The following is a 24,912-nucleotide window of genomic DNA, read 5'->3' as shown; positions in this document are numbered from 1 at the left end:
ATAAATAATTCGATTCAACAATTCATAAAACGATTGAACAATAACCTCTAAGGGAGTACTATTGTACCAAGTAAAGGTGCGATCGCTTCCAGAGGTTATTTTTATGGTTAGGCGCAGAAGGGAATGGACACAAGCTAAATATGAACGATACATAAAAGAAGGTCGTGGTCGAGGAAGCGGTAAAGACTATAAACCTTGGCTTACAATTCAGGATTTTCCCTCTAAAGGCCGTTCCTCTAGAACTCCTGGTTGGAAAACGAATCGAGTACATCATTTCTTCTCAGACCATGAAAAACGGTTATTTTATTTGTTTGAGTGGTCAGATATAGTCACAGATATAAGAGAGCAGTTTCCTCTAGATAATTTGGATCTAGCCATGAGTATCGCTACAGACATAGGTATAAAGTACCCTATAGATACACAAAGTGGCACTCCTAAAGTTTTAACAAGCGACTTCATGCTTACAGTCAATCGCAATGGGAAGCAGATGCAGATTGCCCGGACTGTCAAGCAGTCAACAGAACTGGAGAAAAAGCGAGTTAATGAGAAATTGGAGATAGAAAGACAATATTACTTAGCAAGAGGTATTGACTGGGGAATTATCACAGAAAAAGAAATTTCAAGGCTTTTAGCAGAAAATGTTGAGTGGGTTCATTCCGCTTATAGGCTAGAAGCAAATTCGGAAATGGACACTTCACAACTGCATGAGTTGTCAACAATTTTAAAATCCAAGCTTCAGGAAGAAGATGCAACCATCAATAAAATAACTAATGCTTTAGATGAAGAAATGAATGTAAATTATGGTACATCACTTTATGTATTTAAACATTTAATTGCTAAAAAACAACTCATTGTAAATTTAGTAAAAATAAAATTATCTGCTTGCCCATCAACTAAGGTGATTGAAAAAATAATATTTTAAACCTCCATAGTAGGTAAATAATATGGTTAAAGATTTATTTGTCAATGATTTAATAGAGTGGACTTTAGATACCAACGCTCATGTAGTTGAAAGAATTATTTGGATAGACGAAGGTTATATTATTGCATTCGTTATAGATATTAATGTTACAAAAGGTTTGCCTGAACCTAAGAAAATATCTGAAATTTTAGAAGCCATATCTGAAGGTATTGCTTTGAAACAGCAACAAGATCCTTGGGCAAGAATCGTGAGGGATGAAAATTTAACAGATAGGGAAAAGGAATACAGAGATAAAGCTTGGGAAATAATTTCATCATTAGTTAAAGAAGAACCATCAATATATTATAGGAATTTTAGAGGTTCGCTGGTTAAAAAAATTGTTGAAAAGCATAACTTAGAAAGAGATAAAGACAAATTGGTAGAAAAAACCGTCTATGGATATTTGAGAAGATTTTGGCAGAGGGGGAAAAATATAAACGCTCTTATACCTGATTTTATTAATTCATCAGGGAAGGGCAAAATTCGAGGCCAATCAAGCAAGAAGAGAGGAAGACCAAGAAAATATGCACATGAGCCAGATATTGGTGAAGGTGTCAATGTTACAGAAGAAGATAGAAAGATTTTTAGAATAGCTATAAGTAAATTTTACAATAGCTCAAAAGAGAACTACTTAACAACTGCTTATGAATTAATGGTTAAAAATTATTATAAAGAAGGAATTAGATATGACGAAAATGGTGTCCAAAAATCTATCTTAATTCCGACTGATAAAATACCTACAATTACCCAATTCAAATACTGGTATCAACTTGAGCAGGATGATGTCACAAAAACTTTGACATCTCGAAAAGGAGCCAAGAAGTTTGCTTTAGAGAATAGAGCGATTTTGGGAACATCTAAGATGGAAACTATTGGCCCAGGTTCTCGATATCAAATTGATGCCACGGTTGCTGATGTATATTTAGTATCAAAATATAATCGTGATTGGATAATTGGCAGACCAGTTATTTATGTAATTATTGATGTTTTTAGCCGAATAATCACGGGTATTTATGTTGGTTTAGAAGGCCCATCTTGGACAGGGGCAATGATGGCACTAGCCAATGTAGCGACAGATAAAACCCTATTTTGCCAAGAATACGACATTAATATTACTGAAGATAAATGGCCTTGCAATCAAATGCCAGATGCAATTTTAGGAGATAGGGGAGAATTAGCAGGTATGAAAGTTGAAACATTAATCCCTAATCTTTATATTCGTATTGAAAATGCAGCTTCCTATAGAGCAGATTGGAAAGGGTTAGTAGAAAGACACTTTCGTATAATCCATGAATATGTAAAACCTTTTTTACCTGGTTATATAGATACTGATTTTAGACAAAGAGGCGCAAGAGATTATAGGCTTGATGGCAAACTTGACATAGATCAATTTACTGAAATTATTGTTCGTTTAATTGTTCACCACAACAATAAACCTCTTAAGGAATATGAAAGGGACAAAGCGATGATTGTTGATGATATACCCCCTATACCCAGAGAGTTGTGGAAGTGGGGTATTACGAATCGTTCTGGTAGACTTAGAACTTTTTCTGAAGATATTGTCAAATTGAATTTGATGCCTACTGAAAAAGCAACCATTACCGCTAAAGGCATCAAAATGAGAGGGAAGGAGATGTACTATACCTGTGATAGCGCTGAAAAGAGGCAATGGTTTGAAAAAGCTAGAAGTAATCTCCTTTCTAAGTCAGATAAATCACTGATTGTGTCTTACGATATCAGAAATCCAAACTTCATTTACCTTCCATCAAGTGATGGTAGAGATTTTGAAAAATGTTTTCTTATCGATTCAGAAGGGCGGTATGCTAATAAAAACTTTCATGATATTGAATATTTGCTTGCTTATGAAGAATTGGAAAGACAAAAAAGCCAAGGTAAACAACTACAAGAAAAGGTAGATTTGATAGCTGATATTGAAAGCATAGTAGATAGAGCAGAAAAAATGACCAATTCTGCTCAGGAGCCTAATTTAAGTAAGTCTAAAAAACTCTCTGGAATCAGAGAAAATAGGGCGTTTGAAAAGGCTAAACGGCGAGAGAGCGAAGGATTTGAACTAGCAAATACAGAAAATCAGAACAGTTTTCAGGCTGTAGATAGCAAACTCGAAACTTCTGAACAGCCAGAATCACTACAGCCAAATCATCTGGATCTTCTCAGGAAAAACCGACAGGAGCGTAAACGTGGACAAGAACGCCAGAGTTTCATGAACAAGAGAAGGAGCTAGAAGCTCATTATAGATTTCATTGCATCGAAAGGTTATCTAGGTATTTTGATCCCCAAAATAAAACTGTTGAATTACAGAAGGTAATTTGTGCCTTCATAATGAGTGGCTATCTGGCTCGGAATGTTCTAAAGCCTGAATATGCAAGTCGCTCTAGGCAAATTTATAATGCAATAAAAGACGGAGGAGGTAAAAACTTAGAAAACTACGTTAATCTTCCTACATCTGCTTCCGGTTTAACCTTGATTGGCCCATCAGGAATGGGGAAGTCTACAAATTTTCAAAATATTCTTAATCTTTACCCTCAAGTAATTCTTCACCCTGAGCATAGTGTCTACCAGATAGTTTGGTTGAAGGTTGATTGTCCTCATGCAGGTTCTTTGAAGGGTCTGTGTACTGATATTTTTCTTGCTGTTGACAGGTTGTTGGGTACTAACTACTTCAAAAAATTTGGTTCATCGCGCAACTCTGAAGATTATATGCTTGCTCAAGTTGCTCAGATTGCCCATACTCATCATTTAGGGGTTTTGGTCATAGATGAGATGCAAAATCTTGTTACAGCAAGAAGAAGTAGCTCCGATATGTTGAATTTTTTAGTAAAAATGGACAACACTGTAGGAATTCCAGTAATTCGCGTTGGCACGAATGAGGCTTTTCCCATCCTCCAAGGAAATTTTAGAAATGCTAGGAGAGGAACGGGAGAGGGAAGTGTAATTTGGGACAGAATGGCAAATGATGATGAATGGTATTTTTTCATGGAAGGGATGTGGGACTACCAATGGACAAAAATACCAATTCCTTTCTCAAATGAAATTAACGAAGTTTTCTATAACGAAAGTCAAGGAATTATTGATATTGCCGTCAAACTTTATAAGATGGCTCAATGGAGAGCAATTTCAATAGGTGGGAAAGAAATTATTACTATTAACTTAATTCGACAAGCGGCTAAAGACGGACTATATTTAGTCAAGCCAATGCTAGATGCTATTAGGTCAGGGGACAAAGATTGGATGATTAAGTATAAGGATATTGCTCCTCTTGATACTACAGAATATCAAAATAAATGTCTCTCTAAGCTTGATTCTGACGATTTGAAAGAAATTCAGAGATTAGCTAGAAAGCAGCAGAATCAGCAGAAAGTATCGCCGAAGCTAAATTATGTAATTCTTGAGCTTTTGAAATTGGAAGTAGAAGCTGCTAGAGCAAAGGAATGTGCGGAACAAGTAATTGTTTATAATGATGAAAATGCAGATATTACATCTTTAGTCAATAAAGCATATACTCTTGCTTTGCAAGGAGGGCAATAAAATGGGAACCTTGTTAAGATAAGTAAAAAGAAAGCTAAGTTGAAGCCGATGTACGTAGAAAATGACATTCGACGCACTGTTGAAAATGCACAAAAAGAGAAAAAATCTGCACATGAAGCTTTAACATTGGCAGGTATAATCAAAGATCCAGTAGAAAATTTTATAAATATTTCGCTTCTTGATGCTTAGTTTCTTCCCAACTCTTTATCCAGATGAACTTTTGTATAGTGCTTTGGCTAGATACCACATTCGCAGTGGTAACAGAATTTTTAAGCAAACCGACTTAGAGCTATTCGGTTATAGTTCTCAACAAGTTTGCAAGGTCACTTTAACTAATCACTTAAATTATTTAGTTAAAAACTTGCCTTTACGTTCCCAGCAAACAGTCGGTAATTTACTGCAAAATCATACTTTATACCCTTTTTATGCAACTTTTTTAACACCACAAGAAGTTTGGTTATTAAAAGACTCAATGAGTAAAAAACTTAGTGGTTCTATTTTAGAGCTTGCTAAGGTGGCTAATGGTTCTAGTGGTGAGTCAAAAAAAATTTTAAAATTTTGTCCTGAATGTTTAGAACAAGATACACATCAATATGGTGAGCCTTACTGGCATAGAACACATCAAGTACCTGGCATATTAGTTTGTCCAACTCATGGTGTCTTTTTGTGCAATAGTTCTGTCACAATTGAATCGAAAGGCATACATTATTATGCTGCGAGCTTAGATAATTGTTTAACAGTTACTGGTTTAAAAAGTTTGACAAACCAGGCTTTAAAAACACTCTTCACACTGGCAAATGATATTAACTTGCTGATTCATGGTAATTTTGCCTTTAAAGGCTTGGCTTGGCTTCGCGCTCAGTACCAGCATTACTTAATCAGTAAAGGGCTATTGCAAATTTTTCCTGCTGGGAAGTTTAAATTTGACGAATATGGTTTTTCAAAGCTTATATTTGATTTTTATGGTCAAGAATCTTTAGAAGCTCTCAATCCAAAGTTAACCCAACATCAAGGTAAATATTTCTCCCATTGCTTGCTTGGATGTGACTTAAATCCAGCAATTGACCGGATCACCCATATCTTGATGATAAAATATTTAGCAAATTCTATAGAACTATTTTTCCTATAGCAAAAGTTCACATATACTTTTTAAATATATTTAATATAAAACAATAAAAAGTTACTAAAAATTATCATGTTTGCTTGTCGTTTTAAAGTAATCTCACATTAATCACTAAGGTAGCCTAAGTAATAATTTAGTTGCCTCAAATATCGTGTATCTGCTTAAAGATAGGGTGGGAAAGATGATTATTGATTGCAGGTTACCTACGCAGATTTCTCCAGAGTCACCTTTAAATCTAATAAAGCAAAGAAAGCTTTTAACGTCTGAGTTACCATACATAGATTTAATTTTTAACTTGGTTGGTGAGACAGTACCTGTCGACCACGGCTATGAGCTATTTTCTGCGATCGCCCACTTTGAACCTGAACTTCATAAGTTAAATACAGTTGGAATTCATACTATTGCAGGTATTCCCAAGGAAGGCGTAATTCAGCTAACTAAAAATTCTAGGCTTCGGATTCGGCTACCAGTAGATCAAGTGCGTTTGGTTTATCCGTTAGCAGGTAAGTCGCTGAAAATTGCCAGGCATACAATTCGCTTAGGAATTCCTGAAATTTATTTGCTTGAGCCAGCTGAGAGATTGCGATCGCGTATAGTGATTATCCAGGGTTATCAAGAACCGGAGTCGTTTTTAGCAGCAGCACAGCGTCAGTTAGAACAACTGGGTATCCAGGGGAAAGCCTTTATTACCAAAAATACTGATGGTAGCCCAAAACGTAGAAGTATCAAAATCAAGCGCTTTACTGTTGTGGGTTTTGGGTTAGAAATCATTAATCTCAACGATGAAGATTCGCTAACATTGCTAAGATATGGCATTGGGGGAAAACGTAAGATGGGCTGTGGCGTTTTTGTGCCTGTGAAGAGAAAGGGAAACGCAAGTTAAAGCTGGTTTTAACTACTACCCAATATAAGTTTGAGAGTATTTCCCAGAAATAAATAAGATGTCCGTAGTAGCTAGTGTTGTCAACCCCAAAATTCAGTTAAATTTGGGCGACCCAAGCATAACTTGGATGCATCGTGCTGGCATAGCAGGACTGTGGATGACGCTTAGGCAACTAGAAAAACTATACCCAATACCTGCGGAACGACCTGGTAATTTAACTTGGTTGCTGACTCCTCGCAGCATCAGTATTGAATGGCAAGGGCAGGATTTCGTAGTTTTAGACTGGCTGCTAAAGCAATCCTTTCAGATTAATAAAGAAGGTCTAATTTCGCTGACAGGCTTAAATACGCATTCAATCAATATTGAAACCCAAATTAATATTCACTTGGGAATAACAGGAACGTTTCTCCAACATAACCAGGTTTTTAAATTTGACGGCGGTAAATCCTGGTCATTAATAGTTGATGGTATAGAAATCGATGTCGAGTATAAAAAAGCAGTTTCCTATGCTCATCAACATTTTGCTAAACAACTCTGTGATAAACAAGGTCAATTATTAGGACAATTAATTGGTGTAGCAGGGTGGCTATATCCGGGATCTGTAGTTCGTCATGTCGCTTTTACAAAAGAAACTAGGTTTGAAGAGAAACCACAATTGGCTTTTGCTCTTTTATATGCTCTTGTTGCTTGCCACTATTTTGTTTTGCGATCACATACCAAACCGGAACATACACAATATGCCCTAGTTATACCTGAAGTGGTTGACTTAGAAATTTATGCCCAGGAATACTGGAATTTGAGAAACTTAGATTACAAGGATTTCAATGTATCTAGCTTAGGAGACGCTGCGTTAAGATACCTTACTTACGAAACAATTATAGAATTGGCTATACCCGATCAAGTAAAACGATGCCAAGTAATATTATTTGGAACGGTAGTTTGGTCAAAGCAGCAAAAAACTCGCATAGAAATAGCAGTGGTAGAAGCGACTGAAATAATAGATTTTATCTATAAGCTTAGTCGAATTTATTTTCCAGAGTACCAAATTATTCAGTATAAAAATAAAAATTTTATCATTAGCAATATTGGCCCATTAAATTTTGCAAATTTAGTGCCTCCTAATGACAGGTGCTTGTAAGATTATCTAGAAGACTTGATGGATTAAGATTGTTTAGCCATCGCCGTTCTTTAACATTAGATGTCGTCAGACTTGAGCAGTCGCACATTTCCCATATCAAGGTTGGCTTAAAGTCGTTCTTTAACATTAGATGTCGTCAGACGTTGAGCAGTAGGGCGACGCATTGCGGTTGCTCCAGCCAAAGGAGTTCTTTAACATTAGATGTCGTCAGACGTTGAGCAGCCAATGGATAGAAGCCTCTACCCAGCTAATTGGGAGTTCTTTAACATTAGATATCGTCAGACGTTAAGCAAGATTCTGTTGCTCTTGCCATAACTTATACTTCAATAAACCTCTCTCAACCCTGTTGATGCAAAATTTTTGCACGGATTTGTTCCCATTGCTCAATCTGCTTCTGTAGTTGCAATTTGCGATCGCCCTCAACTGCACAAAGACCAGTAAACAAACCCTGACCGTTCAACTGATCGCTGTAAATAGCAATCAATTCAGCCAGTGCTTTTTTATAGCTTCCATCTCCTCCTCAGTGAAGGAATTTACATCTAGGCAAATCAGTCGTCTGCCAATTCTCTCTACAAGCTCCGACCTGCTTATATCAAAATTGGAAGCGATCGCATCTAATCCTTCAATACCAGTGGGAGTAAGGGCTAGGTTAACCCTTTTCTTCACCTCATCGTACATCTCTGGTACGTCTTTTTGTCCTTTCTGCCCTTTCTTTCCCATTAGTACCCAGCTATTACACACCTCCTAAATCATAGTCAACAGCAAGCACTACAGGTAGATTCTATAAATTGCTCAAAGATATTTAGTTATTGTGTAGTACCTGAATTATTGCTAATATAGGCGTTGTGTAATACCTAAAATTTTGATGATAGAGGACAAAAATCCTCATAATTTTGTTGACTGTGCAGAGAAAGGTGTGGAAGGCGATTGCCACAAACTTGAAACACTTTGGAATTTACAAAAATATTCTTTTCAGGTTTCAACATGAGAAAAAATCTATGCTTGGCTTTTTCCCAGCCCCTTATCCAGATGAAATTTTATACAGTATCTTGGCTCGCTACCACATTAGGAGTGGTAACACAAGTCCAAAAATAACTCTAGGAGAGCTATTTAATTTTCAAGATGTAATAGCTACTGTTGACTTACCTTCTAACCTTAATTCGTTGATTGAGAATCTACAATTTATCTCGAATTATCAAGTAAAAGATTTGATATATAAATATACCCTTTATCCTTTCTACAGTGTTTTTCTGCCACCGAAAAGAGCCAGTCAGGTGATGGAGTCTATGAAAGCAGATTTCGGAGGAGATATTCACACCAGAACCGGAATTATGGCGAGTTCGTTGAAGATGCCGAGGTATCTGCGATTTTGCCCAAAATGTTTGGAAGAAGATTTGCAAAACTATGGGGAGTCCTATTGGCATAGACTACATCAAACACCAGGGGTTCTAGTTTGCCCAGTTCATGGTGTGACTTTGCAAGATAGCACAATTCCTATGCAAGGTTTTAACAGGCATGAATACTATGCTGCAAGCCAAGAAAACTGTCCTGTTGTACCGATACAACAGACTTACAGTCAAGAGACTTTAAAAAAGTTGCGACTGCTGGCTCAAGATATTTCATGGTTGATAAATAATAATCTTTTCTCTAGAGAACTAGAGTGGTTTCAAAGAAAATATATAGCTTTATTGATTGAAAAAGATTTTGCAACGGCAACTGGGCGAGTAAACCAGAAGAGACTACTAGATAATTTCTTATTCTTTTATGGTGCTGAAGTGCTTGAGGCTGTTAACTCGATGGTGAATTACGAAAATGAGCAAAACTGGCTATTCAGCATTGTCAGGAAGCATAGAAAGTCATTCCACCCCATCAGACACCTACTCCTAATTAGATTTCTGACGAATTCTATCGAGGAGTTTTTCAACACGGATTACGAGTATAAGCCTTTTGGTGAAGGCCCTTGGCTATGTCTAAATGCTGCGGTAGACCATTACCTCAAGCCAGTAATAACTAATCTTGTTGTCACTCACTGTTTGGATAATAAAAAGCCATTAGGTATTTTTTCTTGTTCCTGTGGCATGGTTTATTGTAGAACTGGCCCTGATAAAACTGATGAAGACAAGCTACGAATTGGCAAAGTCTTGACTTACGGTCAATTTTGGGAGCAGAAGCTAAAACAACTGGTAGAAATTCAAAGATTAGGTCTACGAGAGACAGCAAGACAGCTCAATGTCGATCCCAGAACAGTAAACCGCTATACTGCCATACTTAAGCTAAAAACTTTTTGGAAATCTTCACAGGAAAATCGGCTAGTAGACTTACAGGAAGTTTTAGATTCAAATCTAAATTTAACCAGCGATCACAAGATAAAATACAGGGAAGCTTGGAAAGCTTTACAAAAGCAGTACCCAGAGGCATCGAAAACTACTCTCAGGGCATTAGCTAAGGCAACCTATATTTGGCTATATAGAAACGATAAAGAGTGGCTCAACAAAAATTCGCCTTCTTTAAAAGTGCCTCTCCCTTGCATCGGTAAAGTTGACTGGGTAGAAAGAGACAAGCAAGTTCTCGAAAAGGTAAAAAATGCTGTGCGATCGCTTCTGAGTGCAGAAAAACCCGCAAGAATAACTATTGGCAAGATAGGCAAAGCTATTGGCTTACTGGCACTACTCGAAAAACATTTGTCAGAAATGCCAGTGACTAAGGTTTATTTAGAATCAGTGACAGAAACTGTAGAAGATTTTCAGATTAGGCGTATTAAGTGGGCAATTCAGCGGCTTGATGATTGCGGAGAAGAAATTCAGCCTTGGAAGGTAATTAGACTTGCTGCGCTACGAGAAAATTGCTCACAGAGAGTAAAAGCAGCTCTAGAAAATGAGCTTTATAAACAACTAGATTAAGTTAATAACGCTTTTTTGATAATACTTCTGTTGATCAAAAGTTCCAAAAAATAAAGAGACGTGAATTTAACACGTCTCTATGTGATGGTAAGAATATTGAGTTCTAAGCTACATCTGCAACCAGTAAGCCGTTGACAGCAACAATCAAAAGCAGTGCTGAATCAGAAGTATCACAGCAGTGTTTTTTATCGCTATTACAGGGTTGTGCTACCCATTTGCTTTCAAGATTCTGGTAAAAAGTTCCCAGAAGTTGGGAACCGTTCCAAACTCGATACAGTTCTCCCAAATCATCTGGTACTGAGTCAATTTCAATTTCTGGTGCTACTGCGTCAGCTAAATGGTCAACATATTCCTCAAACTCTGCTTGAGCCGAGGCTTGGTTGTCAAACTCATCTTGTACAATCATCTGAGTAACCTCATTGATGGGGTTTAACAAAAGGCGATCGCAATCTTTGGACGGAGGGCGATCGCCTTTGCCTTGTTACTATAGTGTAGTTACTTGTTACTACTAAAGCAAGAGCGTTACTACAAAATTTTCAAAATTCGCCACAATTAAGGTAAATAGAGTTATTACAGATTAAAAGTTTTCAGCAGAAAGTAGTATGGCAAAGCGGCAGACAACAAAATTGAGCAATCAGATTATTGTCAGAATGGATGATGAGACAAAGGAAGCTTTTATGAATAAAGCTAAGGCTGAAGGCAAGACAGCCTCAGAATTGATCATGGGATGGATTCGTTCTTACATGGCTGAAGAACTCCAAGGAACTCCAGACTTAGCCAAAATGCAAGCGGACTTGGAGAATCTAAAACAACAAGTTGCTGCACTCCAAAATGAATACTTGGGAAAATTAGCAGCCTGAGAGAAGAGAACGATTCTCTCAGGCTATGGATAGATCAAATTATCAGTTCTGCCCCTAAAAACCCAAAAAACCCGTCAGATGCCTGACGGGTTTAGTTTTGTTAAGGAGATTAACTATGGGAAATTCTACAGTTACTACAAGTAATCAACAAGTAGTAACCAATTTTATGAGTGCGATCGCACTCAAATCCGTTAAACCACAGGACTTTCCCTTACTTTTTTGAGTGTGATGTAATGCTTTACCTCATTACTATCTAACAAGTTTATCTACCTCAACTTTATTCTTGTTCAAATCCCTGATTACTAAATTTGAGAACCCGACAATTCTCGCTGACTGTGCGAATCACGTTCTCTGGCACTCCTTCAGGGACAGTGACCTGAAGTTCTAAGGTGATTTCTACTTCAGCATCTACTAAACTACTGAGGTGTTGAATAACCTCGTCTGCTATCTGTCCTATGTCACGTCTTAGCCGCAATGCGTCCAATTTGACTGAACCATAGAAACGTTTTGGTGGAACTATGACAGTTACTTGGCTATCAGAGGAGCCATTATCTGTTATTACAATGTCAATAGTTTTTTCTTTTTCAGTCTTGTAGCTTCCTGTTTTTTCTTTAACTGATGGTGGAGTTACAGGTTTAGCAGCAGCATCTGCCTCAAACTGGCGTTGCGCTACTTCTGGCTTAACTATCAGATTTTGACTGCTAAGAGTTACGGTAATGTGTTCAGCTGCTTTCAAACCAAGATAACGTCCTTTGGATTCATCCCAGCCTGTGGCATAAGCAAAGTTTTCATTCCACAGTAACGTTGCAACTCCTTCTGCGATCGCTTGTAATAGCACTTGTTGATTTTTGATGCGTGGCAGGTAAAGGTAGTACGCTAAGTACTCCCATAACTTCTTAAGGTCGAGGTGGTTTACATCGCGCCAGAGATAAGGATCGAGGGCTTCTAGGCGCAGGCGGCTGGCGGCATAGTTAGCAATCAAATGTTCTTCATGAACTGCTTTGCGACTTGCTTGCACAATAGGAGAGTCTTGCTTTTGCAATCGGATTTCTTGCCATTCAATCTCTCCTTGGGGGTCGGGTTGCATCGGCACTAACAGCCAGATGTAAGCTTCTTGAATTAAATTTTTTACATCCTTGTCGGTTTGTTGTTGTTTAGTTGTCGCCTGATTGCTTTGAAAAACATCTAAGTTTAAGGCTTCTTTATCTCGAATAATCGAATTCCAGGCGAGGTATTGGCAAACAGATTGTTCTAATAGCTCCAGTTTTGCCTTGTCTGGTGCCAGGAACAGCAACATATTCTTGCAGTACCGAGGACTGGCTCCCTTTTGGTTTAGTATTTCTTCGGCTCTGGTGCGGGCTTGGGTTTCGCTTTCCTTATTTTTATGGGGATGTTGTGGCCCCATGACAACCAGCCTTACGGCCATTTCATCAGGAACATCTGCACAGGAGTCAGGAGCAATATGTACTCCAGCAAACTCACCCCGTTGCTTATCAGCCTTTAATCGGAGAATAATTTCATCCCAAACTTTATCCTGATCCTGTTGGATTTGCTCGGCTCGGTCTTGGGCAAGTCTGGTGACACTAGGCTGAGTTGAGAACCAGTAACGAGTGTTATCGACATAAAGATGTGTGGACTGGTCGGTAAGTCGGCGCAAAGCATCGCCAAAAGTTGCTGCACTTTCCCCTGGTTGAACACACCCTAACTTGATTCGATGATCTTCTACACCGCGATTGGCTGCTCTTAGAGTAGGAGCAGAACCAAGATAAATCGTCCGAGCAACGCGGCGACAGGCAGAGTAACGTCCTAAATTCGGGTTTTGGCGATCGCACGCTAATGGTAGAGAATTATATCCATCTACATCTTTTTCAATAACTGGCACCCAGTTATCTTCGAGGTAGCGAGTCAATTCTGTTTGTACCTGTCCGTCATCCATTGGCACGCTGGCAGGCATGATTAACAAACTCTTGTCCTGTCCTTCCCAAAGTGAATGAATCACCTTTGCCATCAGTCGCAGCACACCGCGCGTACGTTGGAATTTGTCGAGAGTTGACCAGTCATTATAAAGTCGGTCAAACAGTTCTGGATGGATAGGATAGGCATTTTCTAGCCGTCGTTTGTAACTACCTTCTCGGCACTCACTAGGAAACTCCTGAGATTGGTTTTGGTACATTTCTGCAAAGGCACGGATGATGGCATCACGGGCAATAAAGCCACTTTCTTCGGTGATGGGTTGAAACAGTCGCCGCCGCACAATTTCAAAGCTTTCATCGGCAGTTGCTGGTCGCCAAGGAGATTCAACTCTGCCAATAGCATTTTTGAGTCTACTTAAGCTTTATCAGGAATAAGTATAGTACTGAAAAGGTCGGGATAAATAAAACTTAGAGAACGTCGTAGCCAAACATAAAAAAACTCCGATAGGTCAGCGTAACCAATATTATCGTAGTAAGGGGGATCTGTAGAAACAACTATTGACTTTGTGTAAATATCTGATTTAGTAGCATCTATGCGTTGGACAAACCCTTGAGTGCTACAAGGAGAAATTTCAACTACTTTGGCTATCCAATCAATTGCTCCGATAAAGTTCCCACTGGAACTGCTAAATGGATTCACTTCTGCAAAGTCCCAAGTCATAGGAATGGCTTGACGAGCAAAGGTGTTACGGATATTGTCACGCCCTGAATTCCAACTGCAAATAGTTGAACTGTAATCACTCATTCGATCTACTGCGATCGCTAAATAAGTCACCACTGCATCCGCGTAAGCAGTCGCACTCTTACCACCTTCACAAAGAGGTAAACTATCATCTGGTATTTCAAAAGCTACAGCATCAGAAAGTATCTTTTCTCGTGCTTCGCGCACCAAGTCACTGAAAGTGGTTAAGGCCAAAAGTTGACGAGATGAAAATAAATTAGCGTGTTTCGTCATCCCGTAAGCTTGCACTCGAAAACCTAGCGCTTGTTCCGGCAAATATGTTTCAGGTTCCCACTCAAGCTGATCTGTTACAGCAATTTTCTCATGTTCCTCATTCGATGACAAATATACTCGACCACCCTCACCTTCTCCCACAATAGCCATTAATTGAGCGTTCATTCGTCCTGCTTTTCCCTCTGCGCGGATGTGATCAAATTGCACAGGTGTACTACAACAGATACAAATTGTACCCTTGCGACTAACTATTCCATCCGGTGCTTTACCCTTGCCAGAGTTCACTTGAAAACTTACAACAGGCGGTTGCTTGCTATGGTTAATAATTGGTTCTACCCAAGCTTCCTTCCCTTTCTTAGTTGAAAGTTCAAAAGAACGCACTAATGGCATTTGACAACCACAAGCTGGATTAGAACATTTCACAGTCCTAGCCCACAACCAAGCAATCACCGTTGCTTTAGCGTCCCCATACTCCTGTGATAAATTCACCTTGGGATATAAATGTCCAATTCGCTTAAAAGCTTGCTCCCGCATCCATTGCCCGTAATAGCGCACATCTTCAGCTAAACCCTGCGCCCCATACCATGTTTTAGTTTTTAGAGGATTTTTCCGATAATCAGGGTTAACAGGAGGTAAATTTGCAAACTTCGGCGGAATTTCAATCAAAGCTTTAGTAATCAAAACCGCCACAGGATTAATATCACTTCCATGTGCCTCTAACCCCAATCTTTGAGCTTCCAAGGGTATACTGCCCCCACCACAAAAGGGATCATAAATAGGTGGTGCGTGTTTGCTTAAATACTCTGTTACTTCTTCCGGTTGAGTTGGTGGCTTATCACCTCGTTCCCAAGCAAGACAACGGGCAATTTCTCTTTGTGCTTCCTCAACTACACTGTTATTTGTTATGTCATCCCAAGATACTAAACCGCGAACACTTTGGGTTGACTTTCCCCTTGTTTCAACATTTTCAATTCGCCCAATTAAGTCATGTAATCGTTGGCGTTCTTTTTCTTGTTCCTCAACAGTTGGAAATTTGTCAGGATGACTTGAGGGATCATCTACTAAAGATGCAAACAAAACTGCTCGACAAGCTGCCAAAGGTCGCCGCGCCCACCACAAATGTAGCGTAGAAGGGTGCCCATGCCTAATTGATTTTTCTCTAGCAGATTCTTGATTAATTGCTTCCAGTGGTAAAGCGACTTCGATTAGCTTCTTGCGGTAGATCATTCATTTTCCCAGACTTGTATAATTGAAGTCTGTTTTTCTACCAGCAAGCAGCGCAAAATATTCCGAATGAGTGGGTTTACGGAATGATTGCATCAAAGAATTTAGTGAGCTAATTAGTCTTTGTTAATTGCTACTTACTTAACTTAGTTACAGAGCTTCGTCCGGCAATTATAGTCACGATACTCAGCTATATGGTTCAGTGATAATTCGTAGGGTGCATTATCTATTGTAAAGTTATGAAAAACTTTTCAGTTTTGGCAAGTACAAGACGTTGAATATAACGAACAATTCTGATAACATTAACGTTATCAAAAGAGTGCATTTAAGTGAGCGAGTGGAAAATTGAATTTTATCAATCTGCTGACGGTCAATCCCCAGCAAAAGATTGGTTTGATGAACAGGAGGCAAAGGTCAAGGCTAGATTAGGTCGTATTTTCGACCTCTTGCAGGAGCAAGGCACATCTGTAGGGGAGCCTCATGTTAAGCACGTTGAAGACAAGCTTTATGAAATTCGAGCAGAACAAAACACAAATACTTATCGTTTAATCTATTTTGCCTACACTGGCAAGCGATTCATATTACTTCACGGCTTTCAAAAGAAAAGTCCAAAGCTACCTAAAAAAGAGTTGGACTTGGCTAAACAACGGATGAAAGAGTTTGTGAATCAAGAGAAAAATCAGCAGGAGAAAGCTTCTTCTCCAGAAGGTAATAAATCCAAGAAGGGTAAAAAACGATGACTTCTAACACAATTTCTTGGGATTCTATCCGTGATGAGGTTTTAGCAGATCCAGAGGTAAAGGCTGAATACGATGCCTTGGAATCTGAATTCCAGTGTGCAAAACAAGTTATTGCTCTAAGGAAGGCTAGCGGCTTAAATCAACGGGATTTTGCTAAGTTGGTTGGCATTAAACAGCCACAGCTAGCTCGGATTGAATCTGGGAAACAGGTTCCTAAAATTGAAACTCTAGCAAAACTTGCTAGGAGTGCAGGTTACGATGTCGAGATTCGCTTTGTAGCACCCAAAGGAAAGCGATCGCATAAAGTCGAGCCTCTGAGGATTTCTGCTAAAGAGTTAGTTTAGTCGTGTGATTGCTCTCACCAAAAGCATCCCTTTTTACTTGGATAACTAGCTATCCAATAAAGGAGGCAGACTTAAGAGCGATTACTCTGACAAAATTGCGATGTCTACGACGGGCTACGCCTACGCACCAAAAAACAATTAGCAAAATCAAGTAAACCTGTAGTAGTCATTCTAGAGAAAGCTAGAGTTCTGAAATTTTGGCATAGTTGAGCTACCCGACATCATCAGAGAATAATGGCACATCATAAAATTTAAACTTTTGGTCTACTGTAATTATTGTTAAACCTTCTACCAAAGCTTGAGCAATTAACATCCGATCAAAAGGATCTTTATGGTGTAGAGGCAAATCAGCAACCTTTATTCCATGTGCCAATGTCATAGACAAAATCTCAAACCGACTGAAGCGCAAAGCCTCCTCCAAATTACCAGGAGCAATTAACTTTCCTAAAGACTGTTTAATTGAAATTTCCCAAGCACTAATCGCACTAACGAAAATTAAATTTTCAGGATTAATAATTGCCTCTCGTAACCGATCTGACAATTTAGAATCATTTTCTAAAAACCACAACAAAATATGAGTATCTAATAAAAAGCTCACTACTCATCCCCATAAAATGCTGCAATTACTTCTTCTGGAGTCTCATCAAAATCATCAGCAATCTTAACTTTTCCCTGCCAAAAACCCGCAACTCTTGGCTTTAAGGCATGATTTAAATCAGCTTTAGTAACTGTAGGCTCAGGTTGAGTCAAAGGCAAAACTTTTGCCAAAGGGACACCCTGATGAGTTAGGGTAACTTCAACATGATTTTGGATATCTGACAATAAATCAGCTAAATTCTCAGATAAATCAGCAATATCAAAAGTTTTTGGTGACATTTGGCTTATGCCCTACTGATTACCAGCATTATAACCAATAAAATCTACCCTCATTGAAGATAAAATCGAATAGTCTTAGAGGATGAAGAATGATTAAAAAATATGAAATGTAATCGTTAACACGGTAAACAATTATTTTAAAACGGCTCAGTTCCCTGTTGCCACAACTCCACCCAATCATAATTAACACTCGTCACGGCAAAATCTGGTTCTTTATGGAAGGGACAGCGTAAGTAGTGAATAGAACAATTACCTTCCATATCTTCTGCTAAAGGCACTTGCACCAATGCCAAAATGAAATTATCTGGCTTGTTTAGAGCGGTAATAATTTCATTCTTCGTCACTGTCACAGTTTTAGCGCCTGTAATTCGCCCTTTCACCTCAATAAATCGCAACTGTCCCGTTTCTGGAATGCGTGACTCAATATCATAGCCGCACTTTTGGGTACTCACATCAGTTGGTTCGTACCCTAAATTGCGTTCTACTTCCATCACAGCCTTCATTGCTGCCTGTTCTACCCGTTCCGTCTCCCTGGCAAACATCGCTGTTGTTGCCTGTTGTTTGCCTTGCATACGTTGCAGCAAGCCTACCGAAACTACCAACGCGCCCCCAACCACCACAGGCGGTAATGGCGATAATCTACGTTCTTGCTCTAATTCTTCCAAGCGTTGCATTAACCGTGCTTGTAAATCATCAGCTCGCTGACGTGCCTTACCTGAGTTAATTTTGGCATTAGGCTTGCCAGCTTCCTCTTGCATTTTTAGTTCTTCTGCCCGATGATCCCAGTAATTAATTTCCTTGGTTAATCTATCTTTTACTGCTGTCATCGTCTTAGCAATAAGTTCCTCTTTGCGCTGCTTGAGTTCTTGAAGATGTTGGGGAACAAGGTGAGCGATCGCATAACTCTTAGCTTTTGCTTCTAAATCTTCTCGCAACCAAGATTCTTCTAAAACTTTTTCTACAACACCCTTCTCCTCGTCTGTTAGCGGACGGTAATTGAGGTAAGGTGCGTAACCTGCATTGTAGGTATTACCTTCTGGGTTGATTTCTACATATTGCATCCGCCGCGATACTAAACGCCTAGAGCCATTTAAATTTGTCCGCGCGTCTTGTATAGAATGTTCTAAATAAACTAAGGCGCGGGTTCCCTCGCTGGAATCATTTTCATCGATTAATATGGTGCCTTGTTTCAACAAATCCCGGTGTCTTTCTAAAGTCAGATCAATTGTGGCATCCAGTAGAGAATGTCCAGAACAGATGAAAGCAGCTAAGGGTTTACCAGAAATGCTGATCAAATCTTTTTCAAAGCAGACACGTTCGTAACGTAGCAGTAACGGTTCACCTACACCAATTTGCCGCCCTCGATTGCGAATAACTGCCGGGACATGACTGATTTCGTAACGCTGGGGTTCACGTTGACGCAATGTTCCACCTAATTGGGTAAATGCTTCTAGGAAGAAAGAAGCAATAAAATGAGGTTGCAACCGTCGCGCTTCTGCCCTTTCCATTTCTTCCCGAATTTGCTGCACTTTGGCGATATCCATCGAATCCCGTGCCAAAGCCCGTTCTTCTAAAAGTTCGCGTAGTCGCTGTTGGTCGAGCTTATCATGTACGACTTGGTTGAGTCTGTCTCGCACCTCTGGTTGATCGCCATAGCGAATTGCTTCAATCAATAACTCTCGTAATTCCGTCCCTGCGATCGCTTTCCCCAATACATCAAATACTTTACCTCCCAGTGCCTTCTGCTCTGCCTCTATCTTTTTCAATAGCGCTAAATATACATCGCCTTCACGAGTGCCTTTTGCCACTAAATTCCATAAATGACAAACCTCCGTCTGCCCAATCCGGTGAATTCGTCCGAAACGCTGTTCTAGGCGGTTAGGATTCCAAGGTAAATCGTAATTAACCATGAGGTGCGCCCTTTGCAAGTTAATCCCTTCACCCGCAGCATCCGTAGCTATTAAGACTTGTACTTCGATATCTTGGGTAAACGCCTCCTGCATTTTGCGGCGTTCTTCGCGTCCCATTGCGCCATGTATATTTACCACAGCTTCATTACGTCCAATTAGCGTCCGAATCCGATCTGTCAAATAATTTAATGTGTCCCGGTACTCGGTAAAAATCAGGAGTTTGCGCCGATGTCCTTGGGCATTGAACATTTCGGCATCATTTTGCAAGAGATTCGAGAGTTCTTCCCATTTTTTATCTTTACCACTACGTCGCACTCGTAGTGCCAGTTGCTCTAATTCTTCTAAAAGCTTAATTTCTGTTTGTAATTCTGCGATCGTCCGTGATGCTGTAGCTAGATCAACTACTTCCTGTTCTGTTGCTTCTCGTTCTTCACCAGGAATATCCTCTAAATCATCTTCTAAGTCTTCCAGATCCAGAACCTGCTTAAATTCAATGATGATTGCATTACTTCCTCGCCTCAAAACTTCTTCTTGCCTCAGCCGTTTTTGCAACCTTTCCCGACGGCGTAGCAGCGATTGATAGATAGCTTCTGGTGAAGAAGCAAGCCGACGTTGCAAAATAGTCAAAGCAAAGCCAACATTACCCTTGCGTCCTTCATTTTCTAAAGCATCGGCACGATTAAATTCCTCGCGGACGTACTCAGTGACTCGCTTATACAGTACCGCTTCTAAATCCGATAGTTCATATTCTATAGTGCTAGCTTGGCGTTCTGGAAATAGCGGTTTTTCATCAAATTTCAGCAAATCTTCTTTAACCAATCGCCGCATCAAGTCGGAAGTATCGGCTACGTGAACACCATCGCGGAAGCGTCCTTCAAATCTGTCTCCATCCAATAACGCCATAAACAATTGGAAGTCTTCCTCTTTGCCGTTATGTGGTGTCGCTGACATTAATAAAAAATGCCTAGTCAAAGTTGAGAGTAATTTACCAAGTTTGTAGCGTTTCGTCTCTTTAATTTCACCACCAAAAAACGAAGCTGACATTTTATGAGCTTCATCACAAACAATTAAATCCCAGTCTGTCTGCGCTAGCTTTGCTTGTAAATCTTGATTACGGCTGAGTTTGTCCAGTCGCACAATCACCAATGGTATTTCAGCAAAAGCATTTCCAGTTACTGCTGATTCAATGCGATCGTTGGTGAGAATTTCAAAGCGTAAATGAAACTTTTGCGACAATTCATCTTGCCATTGTGGGGCTAAACTGCCGGGACAAATCACAAGGCAACGATGCAAATCACCTCGGATTAGCAATTCCCGCATCAGCAACCCCGCCATAATAGTTTTACCTGCACCTGGGTCATCTGCTAAGAGAAAACGCAGAGGTTGTCTAGTCAACATTTCCCCGTAAACGGCGGTTATTTGGTGTGGTAAAGGTTCGACTAGAGAGGTGTGAACAGCTAGCAAGGGGTCGAAGAGATAAGCTAGACGGATGCGGTGCGCTTCTGATGCCAGACGAAAATTAGCCCCATCAGCAGTAAAACTCCAAGCACCACCAGAGGTGATTATTTCCAAGGTAGGTTCTCTGTCTCGAAAGACTAACTCATTCCCTAGCGTGCCGCTAGCATCTTTGTATGTTAATTCCACAACATCAGAGCCATGCCACTGAGCATCAACGATGGCGACAATACTGTTTGGCAGGATACCTTGTACTTGCGTGCCTTTTGTTAAATCCTCAAGTCTAACCATATTGCGGTGTTTTCCCTTTTGGCAGATGTCAGTGGCAATGTAGATACCAATGTTTTTTGACCGGACATTGCTCCTTATGACCATAAGAGACACTAGGCTGGTTAGTAGCTAGTATATTTACTGTTTTTGGCTATAATAGCTTGACGTTGCTTAATTGAAAAGCTGATTTTAAGCGATCGCTCCATGCTAGTGGCTACAGGTAAAGTGAAATAGAGTGCGATCGCATCCCTCGAAACTCAAGCTGTTGATTCAGGCTTTGTACTTGGAATGCGATCGCCATTGAGTCTTGTAGTAAATAGTTCCAAACCCTTACATGGTTTGCTTTTGAGATATTGTACAACTTTTTTATTTATCAATATGAATGACGAATTTTGGGAAAATTATACAACTTTATTTTTATAAGTCGCGTGAATGCCAACGGTAATATAGGGGTTAAAAACTGTAAAATTGTACAACTTTTTTATACTTCTACAACTGTTGTAGGTGGATATGCAAGCATCTACAGGAGTTTTTATGGCTAGAAGCAAGCAAGATTGGACGCAGATTAAAACAATTCGCAATTCGCAATTATGTTTTGTGACGGGGATTGAAACCCCGACACAAAACACGCTGCTTATGAGTTGCTCTTTACTTAAACCCTCAAAGTTCATTAAAGAGGCGATCGCTTGATGGACAAGTAGGGCGATCGCGCAATTGGGTAAAAAGCTACGATTGAGTTACTGTGCCTACTAGAGATAATGATCGCTATCTCTACAATTTCTGCATTGCATCAACTCAAAGAAGAATAGAGGCACAATCATTACCTAACTAGCTACATTCACCCTAAATGATTAGGGTAGTAAGAAGTGACCGTCTAAGGGGTAATGGTCGGAGAGATCCATCGTGCCATCAGAAGTCTGAAACGTGAAAGTTTTGGGTACAGTTACAGAGGTAGGGGTGATACCTCGTGTGAACATATAATCCAAGCGCTGCCTGACTTTATTCTTGGCATCATTGGGCGCAAAATACTTAATCAGCTTGTTATGAACTGCGTCACAGGTGTAACCTAGATCGGGTGCAGCGTTGGGATTCAGGGTACGATACGAGTCAAACATTTGACTCTGCTTCAATATGCCACATAGGAATTCGTATTCTTTCGTAGAAGTGCCTGATTCATTCTCCCCTGTGATGTTCAGGTCGCCAAGTAGAATTACAGGTATAGAGCGATCTGCGGCACTACTAATGCTGCTGTGCAACTGATTAATGTTCTGTTTTCTGGCTTCAATAGCATCATTGTTGTCGTCTGCTTGGGTATGTGTATGGACAATTAGAAGTTTTTGCGAATCAATCTTGGCAGTAGCCATAAGAAAGCCTTTCTGACTCTTGGAGTCGCTACCGGAAAGTTTATTGTATTTAGTGAACGAAACATTGGAGAGAGGAAATCGACTGAGTAGGAGCAGACCAGAACCCATTTCCAATGGATTTTCGTTTTTATCCCATGCAGAATATTCCAGTTGAGACTTCAAACCAGAAATAATTTTATTCTTTGAATCATTAGCCCATACTTCACTAAAACCGACGATATCTGGATTGAGCTTCTGTACTTCAGTAATTATGCTGTCTAGTCGTCTAGAATCTTCGTATTCTTGGAGTGGAACATCTCCACTTACTTTGTTTAGCAACTTTGTTACTAAATTAAGATTCCCAACTACTGTGCCTAAGAAAAGATGAACGTTGTAGCTTAAAAAATGTAAGGTATTGCTAGTCATGTTCCATCTACATGACCTTGACATTCTATTGATTTATCTGAGTAGTTAAATTTTGTTGCCCATTTTTGGTTATCATTTGGAATACTAGAAGTCCATCCGTGTTCCACCAGATCCTGCATATCTTTTTCGCGAGTTCCGTTCCACCAATGGTCTTTTTCTCGTATTTCCACTATAAACTTGTTTTTTGAGAAAGCATAGGGTGTATCCCATCCAATGAATACATCTAGGTTTACATTTTCTATTTGGTAGACTAGGTATCCAGAAGAGCCTCTTCCACCAGACGAACTATGAGCGTGTAGTATAGCACTACATTGCCCATTCCATATTGCTGTATCGAAGCCGTCATACCATCTTCCGTGCCAACTGTTCTCATGCAACTTTTTTAACTTTTGACCAGTTGCATTAAAGATACAGATCTTTGTTGAAATACCATTTCCGTAATTATTCTTCAGTCCATTTACAGTTTTAACTGCTTCTTCTATGAATTGACCTTGAGATACTTGGCTTACACCCTCTTTAGCTAGGTACTCATAGAATTTTTCCGGGTTTTTCTCTAGTTCCTCTTTATATGTTACTTTTATCGTTTCGTCAGTGATAGTTTTTCCTACAAGCATGATGTTACTCTCCGATAAGAATGTTGTTTAATGACTTCTCTGCTTAAGACGTATTGCAAGAGATATTTCTGAATCTTTAGTGCTAAAAGATAGATTCTTTCAGGAAATTGAAAATTGGGAAAACAATACCAAGGAGGAGAGCGGGACATCGCATAAGCACAAGCACAAATTCTCCCGCAACTTTCCCCACTTGATGCTGTTTTTGCCTCCACAGCACCACCTCAACCCACCGACAACCATCACTCTTTACTTGCAACTTCCCCCCAGAAGTCGCCGCAACCATCACCCACTCAGACTGCTGCACATCACGCACTTCCTCCTGCGCTTCCTCATTCCCAACAATCTCCACTTCCTCCACCGCAACTGCAAGTACCGTCTCCCCTGCTCTCGCTTCAACTCCCCCATTCCCCTCGGACATTTCCCCTATTTCCGACTCCGTTGCAGTCGGTGGAACAGATTTATCCCTATCCGTCCTCTCCTCCCCGATAAAATATCCCCTCAACTCCTCTTGCAAAATCTTCCGCGCCTGGGAAATCCGCTTGCAGACATTCTGATAGGAAATATCTTGTTGTTGGGCTATCTCTAGATAAGAAAGTTCTTGATAAAAGTGCAGAATAAACGTCTCGCGCAGCCTCGTTAGTAAGTTATCAATAGCACGGCGAATCACAATCCTTCTCTCGCTATTCTCCACTGCACTTTCTGGCGTATTCTCAAAATCAACCAGTCCTTGCTCTTCACCAAATGCGTAACCTTCTATATCCTCAACTCTATTCGCCCCCCGACTGCGTTCTCGATGAATATCCACGCAGAGATTACGAGTCAGCGTCATTAACCAAGCTTTAAAATTAGCAATTTCCCCCGCATACTTTTGCGCTTTCTCCCAAGCTTTCAGCATTGCCCGACTGAGCGCATCTTCAGCATCGATTGGGTTTCCTCCCATCCACTTGACGCAGCAACGATAAAGACAATCTCGATACTGTTGCCATTGCTGCCAGAAAATTGACCCTATATCTATAGCAATATTTTTCTGTTTTGACATGGTAAATGCTTGAAAAGCATATTTCATAGTTCTTAGTGTCCAGCAGAGAATTTTACTTATTAGCAGTCTGTGTCTGATAACAGACTCGCTTTAACTCTTTGAAGTCCATATCATGCTTCGTCTCCCATACTCTTGTCAGTCGGAAAAGTCAAATCTGTAAAGTCAAAAAAAGTCCGATCGTTGCACAGGGCGAAGGCACGGCATCTGGAAAACCTCTCTCTAAATCTCTCTCCTAAAAGGAGAGAGACTTTGAATTTTCCCCCTTCCCGCGTCGGGAAGGCAGGGTGGATTAATTGTCGAGAGAGAAAATATAACATAGAAGGATGATTCCT

The 24,912-nt window shown here is 39.9% G+C and carries 24 protein-coding genes; 12 read left to right on the top strand and 12 right to left on the bottom strand.

Annotated elements, in window-relative coordinates:
* Window positions 1–103 precede the first annotated feature (103 nt).
* From RMX69_RS14390 to cas8a1, 7 genes are all read left to right on the top strand, one after another.
* Entirely contained in the window at window positions 104–922 is an 819-nt protein-coding gene (locus RMX69_RS14390; protein WP_289795947.1) for a TnsA endonuclease C-terminal domain-containing protein, read from the top strand.
* A 22-nt stretch (window positions 923–944) separates the two neighbouring features.
* On the top strand, window positions 945–3,203 hold the full coding sequence (locus RMX69_RS14385; RefSeq protein WP_322637853.1) for a DDE-type integrase/transposase/recombinase: 2,259 nt from the start codon (window positions 945–947) through the stop codon (window positions 3,201–3,203).
* A 98-nt stretch (window positions 3,204–3,301) separates the two neighbouring features.
* Complete coding sequence (locus tag RMX69_RS14380; RefSeq protein WP_322637852.1) at window positions 3,302–4,507, top strand: ATP-binding protein; 1,206 nt, start codon at window positions 3,302–3,304, stop codon at window positions 4,505–4,507.
* Window positions 4,508–4,555: 48 nt separating this feature from the next.
* Window positions 4,556–4,696 carry a hypothetical protein gene (locus RMX69_RS14375; protein ID WP_289795950.1) on the top strand — a complete coding sequence of 47 codons (141 nt, stop codon included), beginning with the start codon at window positions 4,556–4,558 and terminating at the stop codon, window positions 4,694–4,696.
* Window positions 4,689–5,636 (top strand): TnsD family Tn7-like transposition protein, encoded by a 948-nt coding sequence (locus RMX69_RS14370; protein WP_322637906.1) that lies wholly within the window; start codon window positions 4,689–4,691, stop codon window positions 5,634–5,636. Before RMX69_RS14375 ends, RMX69_RS14370 begins: the two co-directional genes overlap by 8 nt.
* A gap of 175 nt (window positions 5,637–5,811) precedes the next feature.
* Window positions 5,812–6,513, top strand: a complete 702-nt coding sequence (cas6, locus tag RMX69_RS14365; RefSeq protein WP_289795952.1) for a type I-MYXAN CRISPR-associated protein Cas6/Cmx6 — start codon at window positions 5,812–5,814, stop codon at window positions 6,511–6,513.
* 58 nt (window positions 6,514–6,571) lie between these two features.
* Window positions 6,572–7,651 (top strand): type I-MYXAN CRISPR-associated Cas8a1/Cmx1, encoded by a 1,080-nt coding sequence (gene cas8a1, locus RMX69_RS14360; protein WP_289795953.1) that lies wholly within the window; start codon window positions 6,572–6,574, stop codon window positions 7,649–7,651.
* 337 nt (window positions 7,652–7,988) lie between these two features.
* Here cas8a1 and RMX69_RS14355 read toward each other — a convergent pair whose 3' ends face one another.
* Both RMX69_RS14355 and RMX69_RS14350 read right to left on the bottom strand, forming a co-directional pair.
* Window positions 7,989–8,135 (bottom strand): hypothetical protein, encoded by a 147-nt coding sequence (locus RMX69_RS14355; RefSeq protein WP_289795954.1) that lies wholly within the window; start codon window positions 8,133–8,135, stop codon window positions 7,989–7,991.
* A complete protein-coding gene (locus tag RMX69_RS14350; protein WP_289795955.1) occupies window positions 8,132–8,371 on the bottom strand; it encodes a hypothetical protein in 240 nt (79 codons plus the stop codon). The genes RMX69_RS14355 and RMX69_RS14350 overlap by 4 nt, the downstream gene beginning before the upstream one ends.
* Window positions 8,372–8,649: 278 nt before the next feature.
* On the opposite strand from RMX69_RS14350, the gene RMX69_RS14345 reads away from it, so the two are divergent.
* On the top strand, window positions 8,650–10,551 hold the full coding sequence (locus tag RMX69_RS14345; protein WP_289795956.1) for a TnsD family transposase: 1,902 nt from the start codon (window positions 8,650–8,652) through the stop codon (window positions 10,549–10,551).
* 103 nt (window positions 10,552–10,654) lie between these two features.
* Here RMX69_RS14345 and RMX69_RS14340 read toward each other — a convergent pair whose 3' ends face one another.
* A complete protein-coding gene (locus tag RMX69_RS14340; RefSeq protein WP_289795957.1) occupies window positions 10,655–10,957 on the bottom strand; it encodes a hypothetical protein in 303 nt (100 codons plus the stop codon).
* A gap of 196 nt (window positions 10,958–11,153) precedes the next feature.
* Between RMX69_RS14340 and RMX69_RS14335 the strand changes: the two genes are divergently transcribed.
* Entirely contained in the window at window positions 11,154–11,411 is a 258-nt protein-coding gene (locus RMX69_RS14335) for a hypothetical protein (protein ID WP_094343937.1), read from the top strand.
* A gap of 277 nt (window positions 11,412–11,688) precedes the next feature.
* On the opposite strand, the gene RMX69_RS14330 is transcribed toward RMX69_RS14335, so the two are convergent.
* Together RMX69_RS14330 and RMX69_RS14325 are read right to left on the bottom strand one after the other, a co-directional pair.
* The gene (locus tag RMX69_RS14330) at window positions 11,689–13,722 is read right to left on the bottom strand and encodes an ATP-binding protein (protein ID WP_322637905.1); all 2,034 of its coding nucleotides are present in this window, start codon (window positions 13,720–13,722) and stop codon (window positions 11,689–11,691) included.
* A gap of 17 nt (window positions 13,723–13,739) precedes the next feature.
* The gene (locus RMX69_RS14325) at window positions 13,740–15,566 is read right to left on the bottom strand and encodes a DUF1156 domain-containing protein (RefSeq protein ID WP_322637851.1); all 1,827 of its coding nucleotides are present in this window, start codon (window positions 15,564–15,566) and stop codon (window positions 13,740–13,742) included.
* Between the two features lie 326 nt (window positions 15,567–15,892).
* On the opposite strand from RMX69_RS14325, the gene RMX69_RS14320 reads away from it, so the two are divergent.
* Both RMX69_RS14320 and RMX69_RS14315 read left to right on the top strand, forming a co-directional pair.
* Window positions 15,893–16,303 (top strand): type II toxin-antitoxin system RelE/ParE family toxin, encoded by a 411-nt coding sequence (locus RMX69_RS14320; protein WP_322637850.1) that lies wholly within the window; start codon window positions 15,893–15,895, stop codon window positions 16,301–16,303.
* Window positions 16,300–16,647, top strand: coding sequence for a helix-turn-helix transcriptional regulator (locus RMX69_RS14315; protein ID WP_104908183.1), 348 nt, complete (start codon window positions 16,300–16,302; stop codon window positions 16,645–16,647). Before RMX69_RS14320 ends, RMX69_RS14315 begins: the two co-directional genes overlap by 4 nt.
* 211 nt (window positions 16,648–16,858) lie before the next feature.
* Here the strand turns inward: RMX69_RS14315 and RMX69_RS14310 are convergent, their stop codons facing one another.
* From RMX69_RS14310 to RMX69_RS14300, 3 genes are all read right to left on the bottom strand, one after another.
* Window positions 16,859–17,245 (bottom strand): type II toxin-antitoxin system VapC family toxin, encoded by a 387-nt coding sequence (locus RMX69_RS14310; protein ID WP_322637849.1) that lies wholly within the window; start codon window positions 17,243–17,245, stop codon window positions 16,859–16,861.
* Window positions 17,245–17,523, bottom strand: coding sequence for a hypothetical protein (locus RMX69_RS14305; protein WP_322637848.1), 279 nt, complete (start codon window positions 17,521–17,523; stop codon window positions 17,245–17,247). The genes RMX69_RS14310 and RMX69_RS14305 overlap by 1 nt, the downstream gene beginning before the upstream one ends.
* A 137-nt stretch (window positions 17,524–17,660) precedes the next feature.
* Complete coding sequence (locus RMX69_RS14300) at window positions 17,661–21,179, bottom strand: helicase-related protein (RefSeq protein WP_322637847.1); 3,519 nt, start codon at window positions 21,177–21,179, stop codon at window positions 17,661–17,663.
* Window positions 21,180–21,668: 489 nt separating this feature from the next.
* Here RMX69_RS14300 and RMX69_RS14295 point away from each other — a divergent pair, with 489 nt between their 5' ends.
* A complete protein-coding gene (locus RMX69_RS14295; protein WP_322637846.1) occupies window positions 21,669–21,848 on the top strand; it encodes a hypothetical protein in 180 nt (59 codons plus the stop codon).
* A gap of 161 nt (window positions 21,849–22,009) precedes the next feature.
* Here the strand turns inward: RMX69_RS14295 and RMX69_RS14290 are convergent, their stop codons facing one another.
* From RMX69_RS14290 to RMX69_RS14275, 4 genes are all read right to left on the bottom strand, one after another.
* Window positions 22,010–22,927, bottom strand: a complete 918-nt coding sequence (locus RMX69_RS14290; protein WP_322637845.1) for an endonuclease/exonuclease/phosphatase family protein — start codon at window positions 22,925–22,927, stop codon at window positions 22,010–22,012.
* Entirely contained in the window at window positions 22,924–23,541 is a 618-nt protein-coding gene (locus RMX69_RS14285; RefSeq protein WP_322637844.1) for a hypothetical protein, read from the bottom strand. Before RMX69_RS14285 ends, RMX69_RS14290 begins: the two co-directional genes overlap by 4 nt.
* 82 nt (window positions 23,542–23,623) lie before the next feature.
* Window positions 23,624–24,580 carry a sigma-70 family RNA polymerase sigma factor gene (locus RMX69_RS14280; RefSeq protein WP_322637843.1) on the bottom strand — a complete coding sequence of 319 codons (957 nt, stop codon included), beginning with the start codon at window positions 24,578–24,580 and terminating at the stop codon, window positions 23,624–23,626.
* Between the two features lie 110 nt (window positions 24,581–24,690).
* On the bottom strand, window positions 24,691–24,912 hold a 222-nt coding region (locus RMX69_RS14275; protein ID WP_322637842.1), incomplete at its 5' end, for a hypothetical protein.

It is taken from the genome of Nostoc sp. EspVER01 (assembly GCF_034530635.1).
Taxonomy (GTDB): Bacteria; Cyanobacteriota; Cyanobacteriia; order Cyanobacteriales; family Nostocaceae; genus Nostoc.
The sequence above is the reverse complement of the archived record's forward strand: the minus strand, read 5'-3'. Positions and strand labels throughout refer to the sequence as shown.

Bases quoted from the DNA above. Each gene is read 5' to 3' on its own strand.
- RMX69_RS14390 (WP_289795947.1), top strand. From the start codon at position 104: ATGGTTAGGCGCAGAAGGGAATGGACACAAGCTAAATATGAACGATAC.
- RMX69_RS14385 (WP_322637853.1), top strand. From the start codon at position 945: ATGGTTAAAGATTTATTTGTCAATGATTTAATAGAGTGGACTTTAGAT.
- RMX69_RS14380 (WP_322637852.1), top strand. From the start codon at position 3,302: ATGAGTGGCTATCTGGCTCGGAATGTTCTAAAGCCTGAATATGCAAGT.
- RMX69_RS14375 (WP_289795950.1), top strand. From the start codon at position 4,556: ATGTACGTAGAAAATGACATTCGACGCACTGTTGAAAATGCACAAAAA.
- RMX69_RS14370 (WP_322637906.1), top strand. From the start codon at position 4,689: ATGCTTAGTTTCTTCCCAACTCTTTATCCAGATGAACTTTTGTATAGT.
- cas6 (WP_289795952.1), top strand. From the start codon at position 5,812: ATGATTATTGATTGCAGGTTACCTACGCAGATTTCTCCAGAGTCACCT.
- cas8a1 (WP_289795953.1), top strand. From the start codon at position 6,572: ATGTCCGTAGTAGCTAGTGTTGTCAACCCCAAAATTCAGTTAAATTTG.
- RMX69_RS14350 (WP_289795955.1), bottom strand. From the start codon at position 8,371: ATGGGAAAGAAAGGGCAGAAAGGACAAAAAGACGTACCAGAGATGTAC.
- RMX69_RS14345 (WP_289795956.1), top strand. From the start codon at position 8,650: ATGCTTGGCTTTTTCCCAGCCCCTTATCCAGATGAAATTTTATACAGT.
- RMX69_RS14340 (WP_289795957.1), bottom strand. From the start codon at position 10,957: ATGATTGTACAAGATGAGTTTGACAACCAAGCCTCGGCTCAAGCAGAG.
- RMX69_RS14335 (WP_094343937.1), top strand. From the start codon at position 11,154: ATGGCAAAGCGGCAGACAACAAAATTGAGCAATCAGATTATTGTCAGA.
- RMX69_RS14325 (WP_322637851.1), bottom strand. From the start codon at position 15,566: ATGATCTACCGCAAGAAGCTAATCGAAGTCGCTTTACCACTGGAAGCA.
- RMX69_RS14315 (WP_104908183.1), top strand. From the start codon at position 16,300: ATGACTTCTAACACAATTTCTTGGGATTCTATCCGTGATGAGGTTTTA.
- RMX69_RS14305 (WP_322637848.1), bottom strand. From the start codon at position 17,523: ATGTCACCAAAAACTTTTGATATTGCTGATTTATCTGAGAATTTAGCT.
- RMX69_RS14300 (WP_322637847.1), bottom strand. From the start codon at position 21,179: ATGGTTAGACTTGAGGATTTAACAAAAGGCACGCAAGTACAAGGTATC.
- RMX69_RS14295 (WP_322637846.1), top strand. From the start codon at position 21,669: ATGCAAGCATCTACAGGAGTTTTTATGGCTAGAAGCAAGCAAGATTGG.
- RMX69_RS14290 (WP_322637845.1), bottom strand. From the start codon at position 22,927: ATGACTAGCAATACCTTACATTTTTTAAGCTACAACGTTCATCTTTTC.
- RMX69_RS14285 (WP_322637844.1), bottom strand. From the start codon at position 23,541: ATGCTTGTAGGAAAAACTATCACTGACGAAACGATAAAAGTAACATAT.
- RMX69_RS14280 (WP_322637843.1), bottom strand. From the start codon at position 24,580: ATGTCAAAACAGAAAAATATTGCTATAGATATAGGGTCAATTTTCTGG.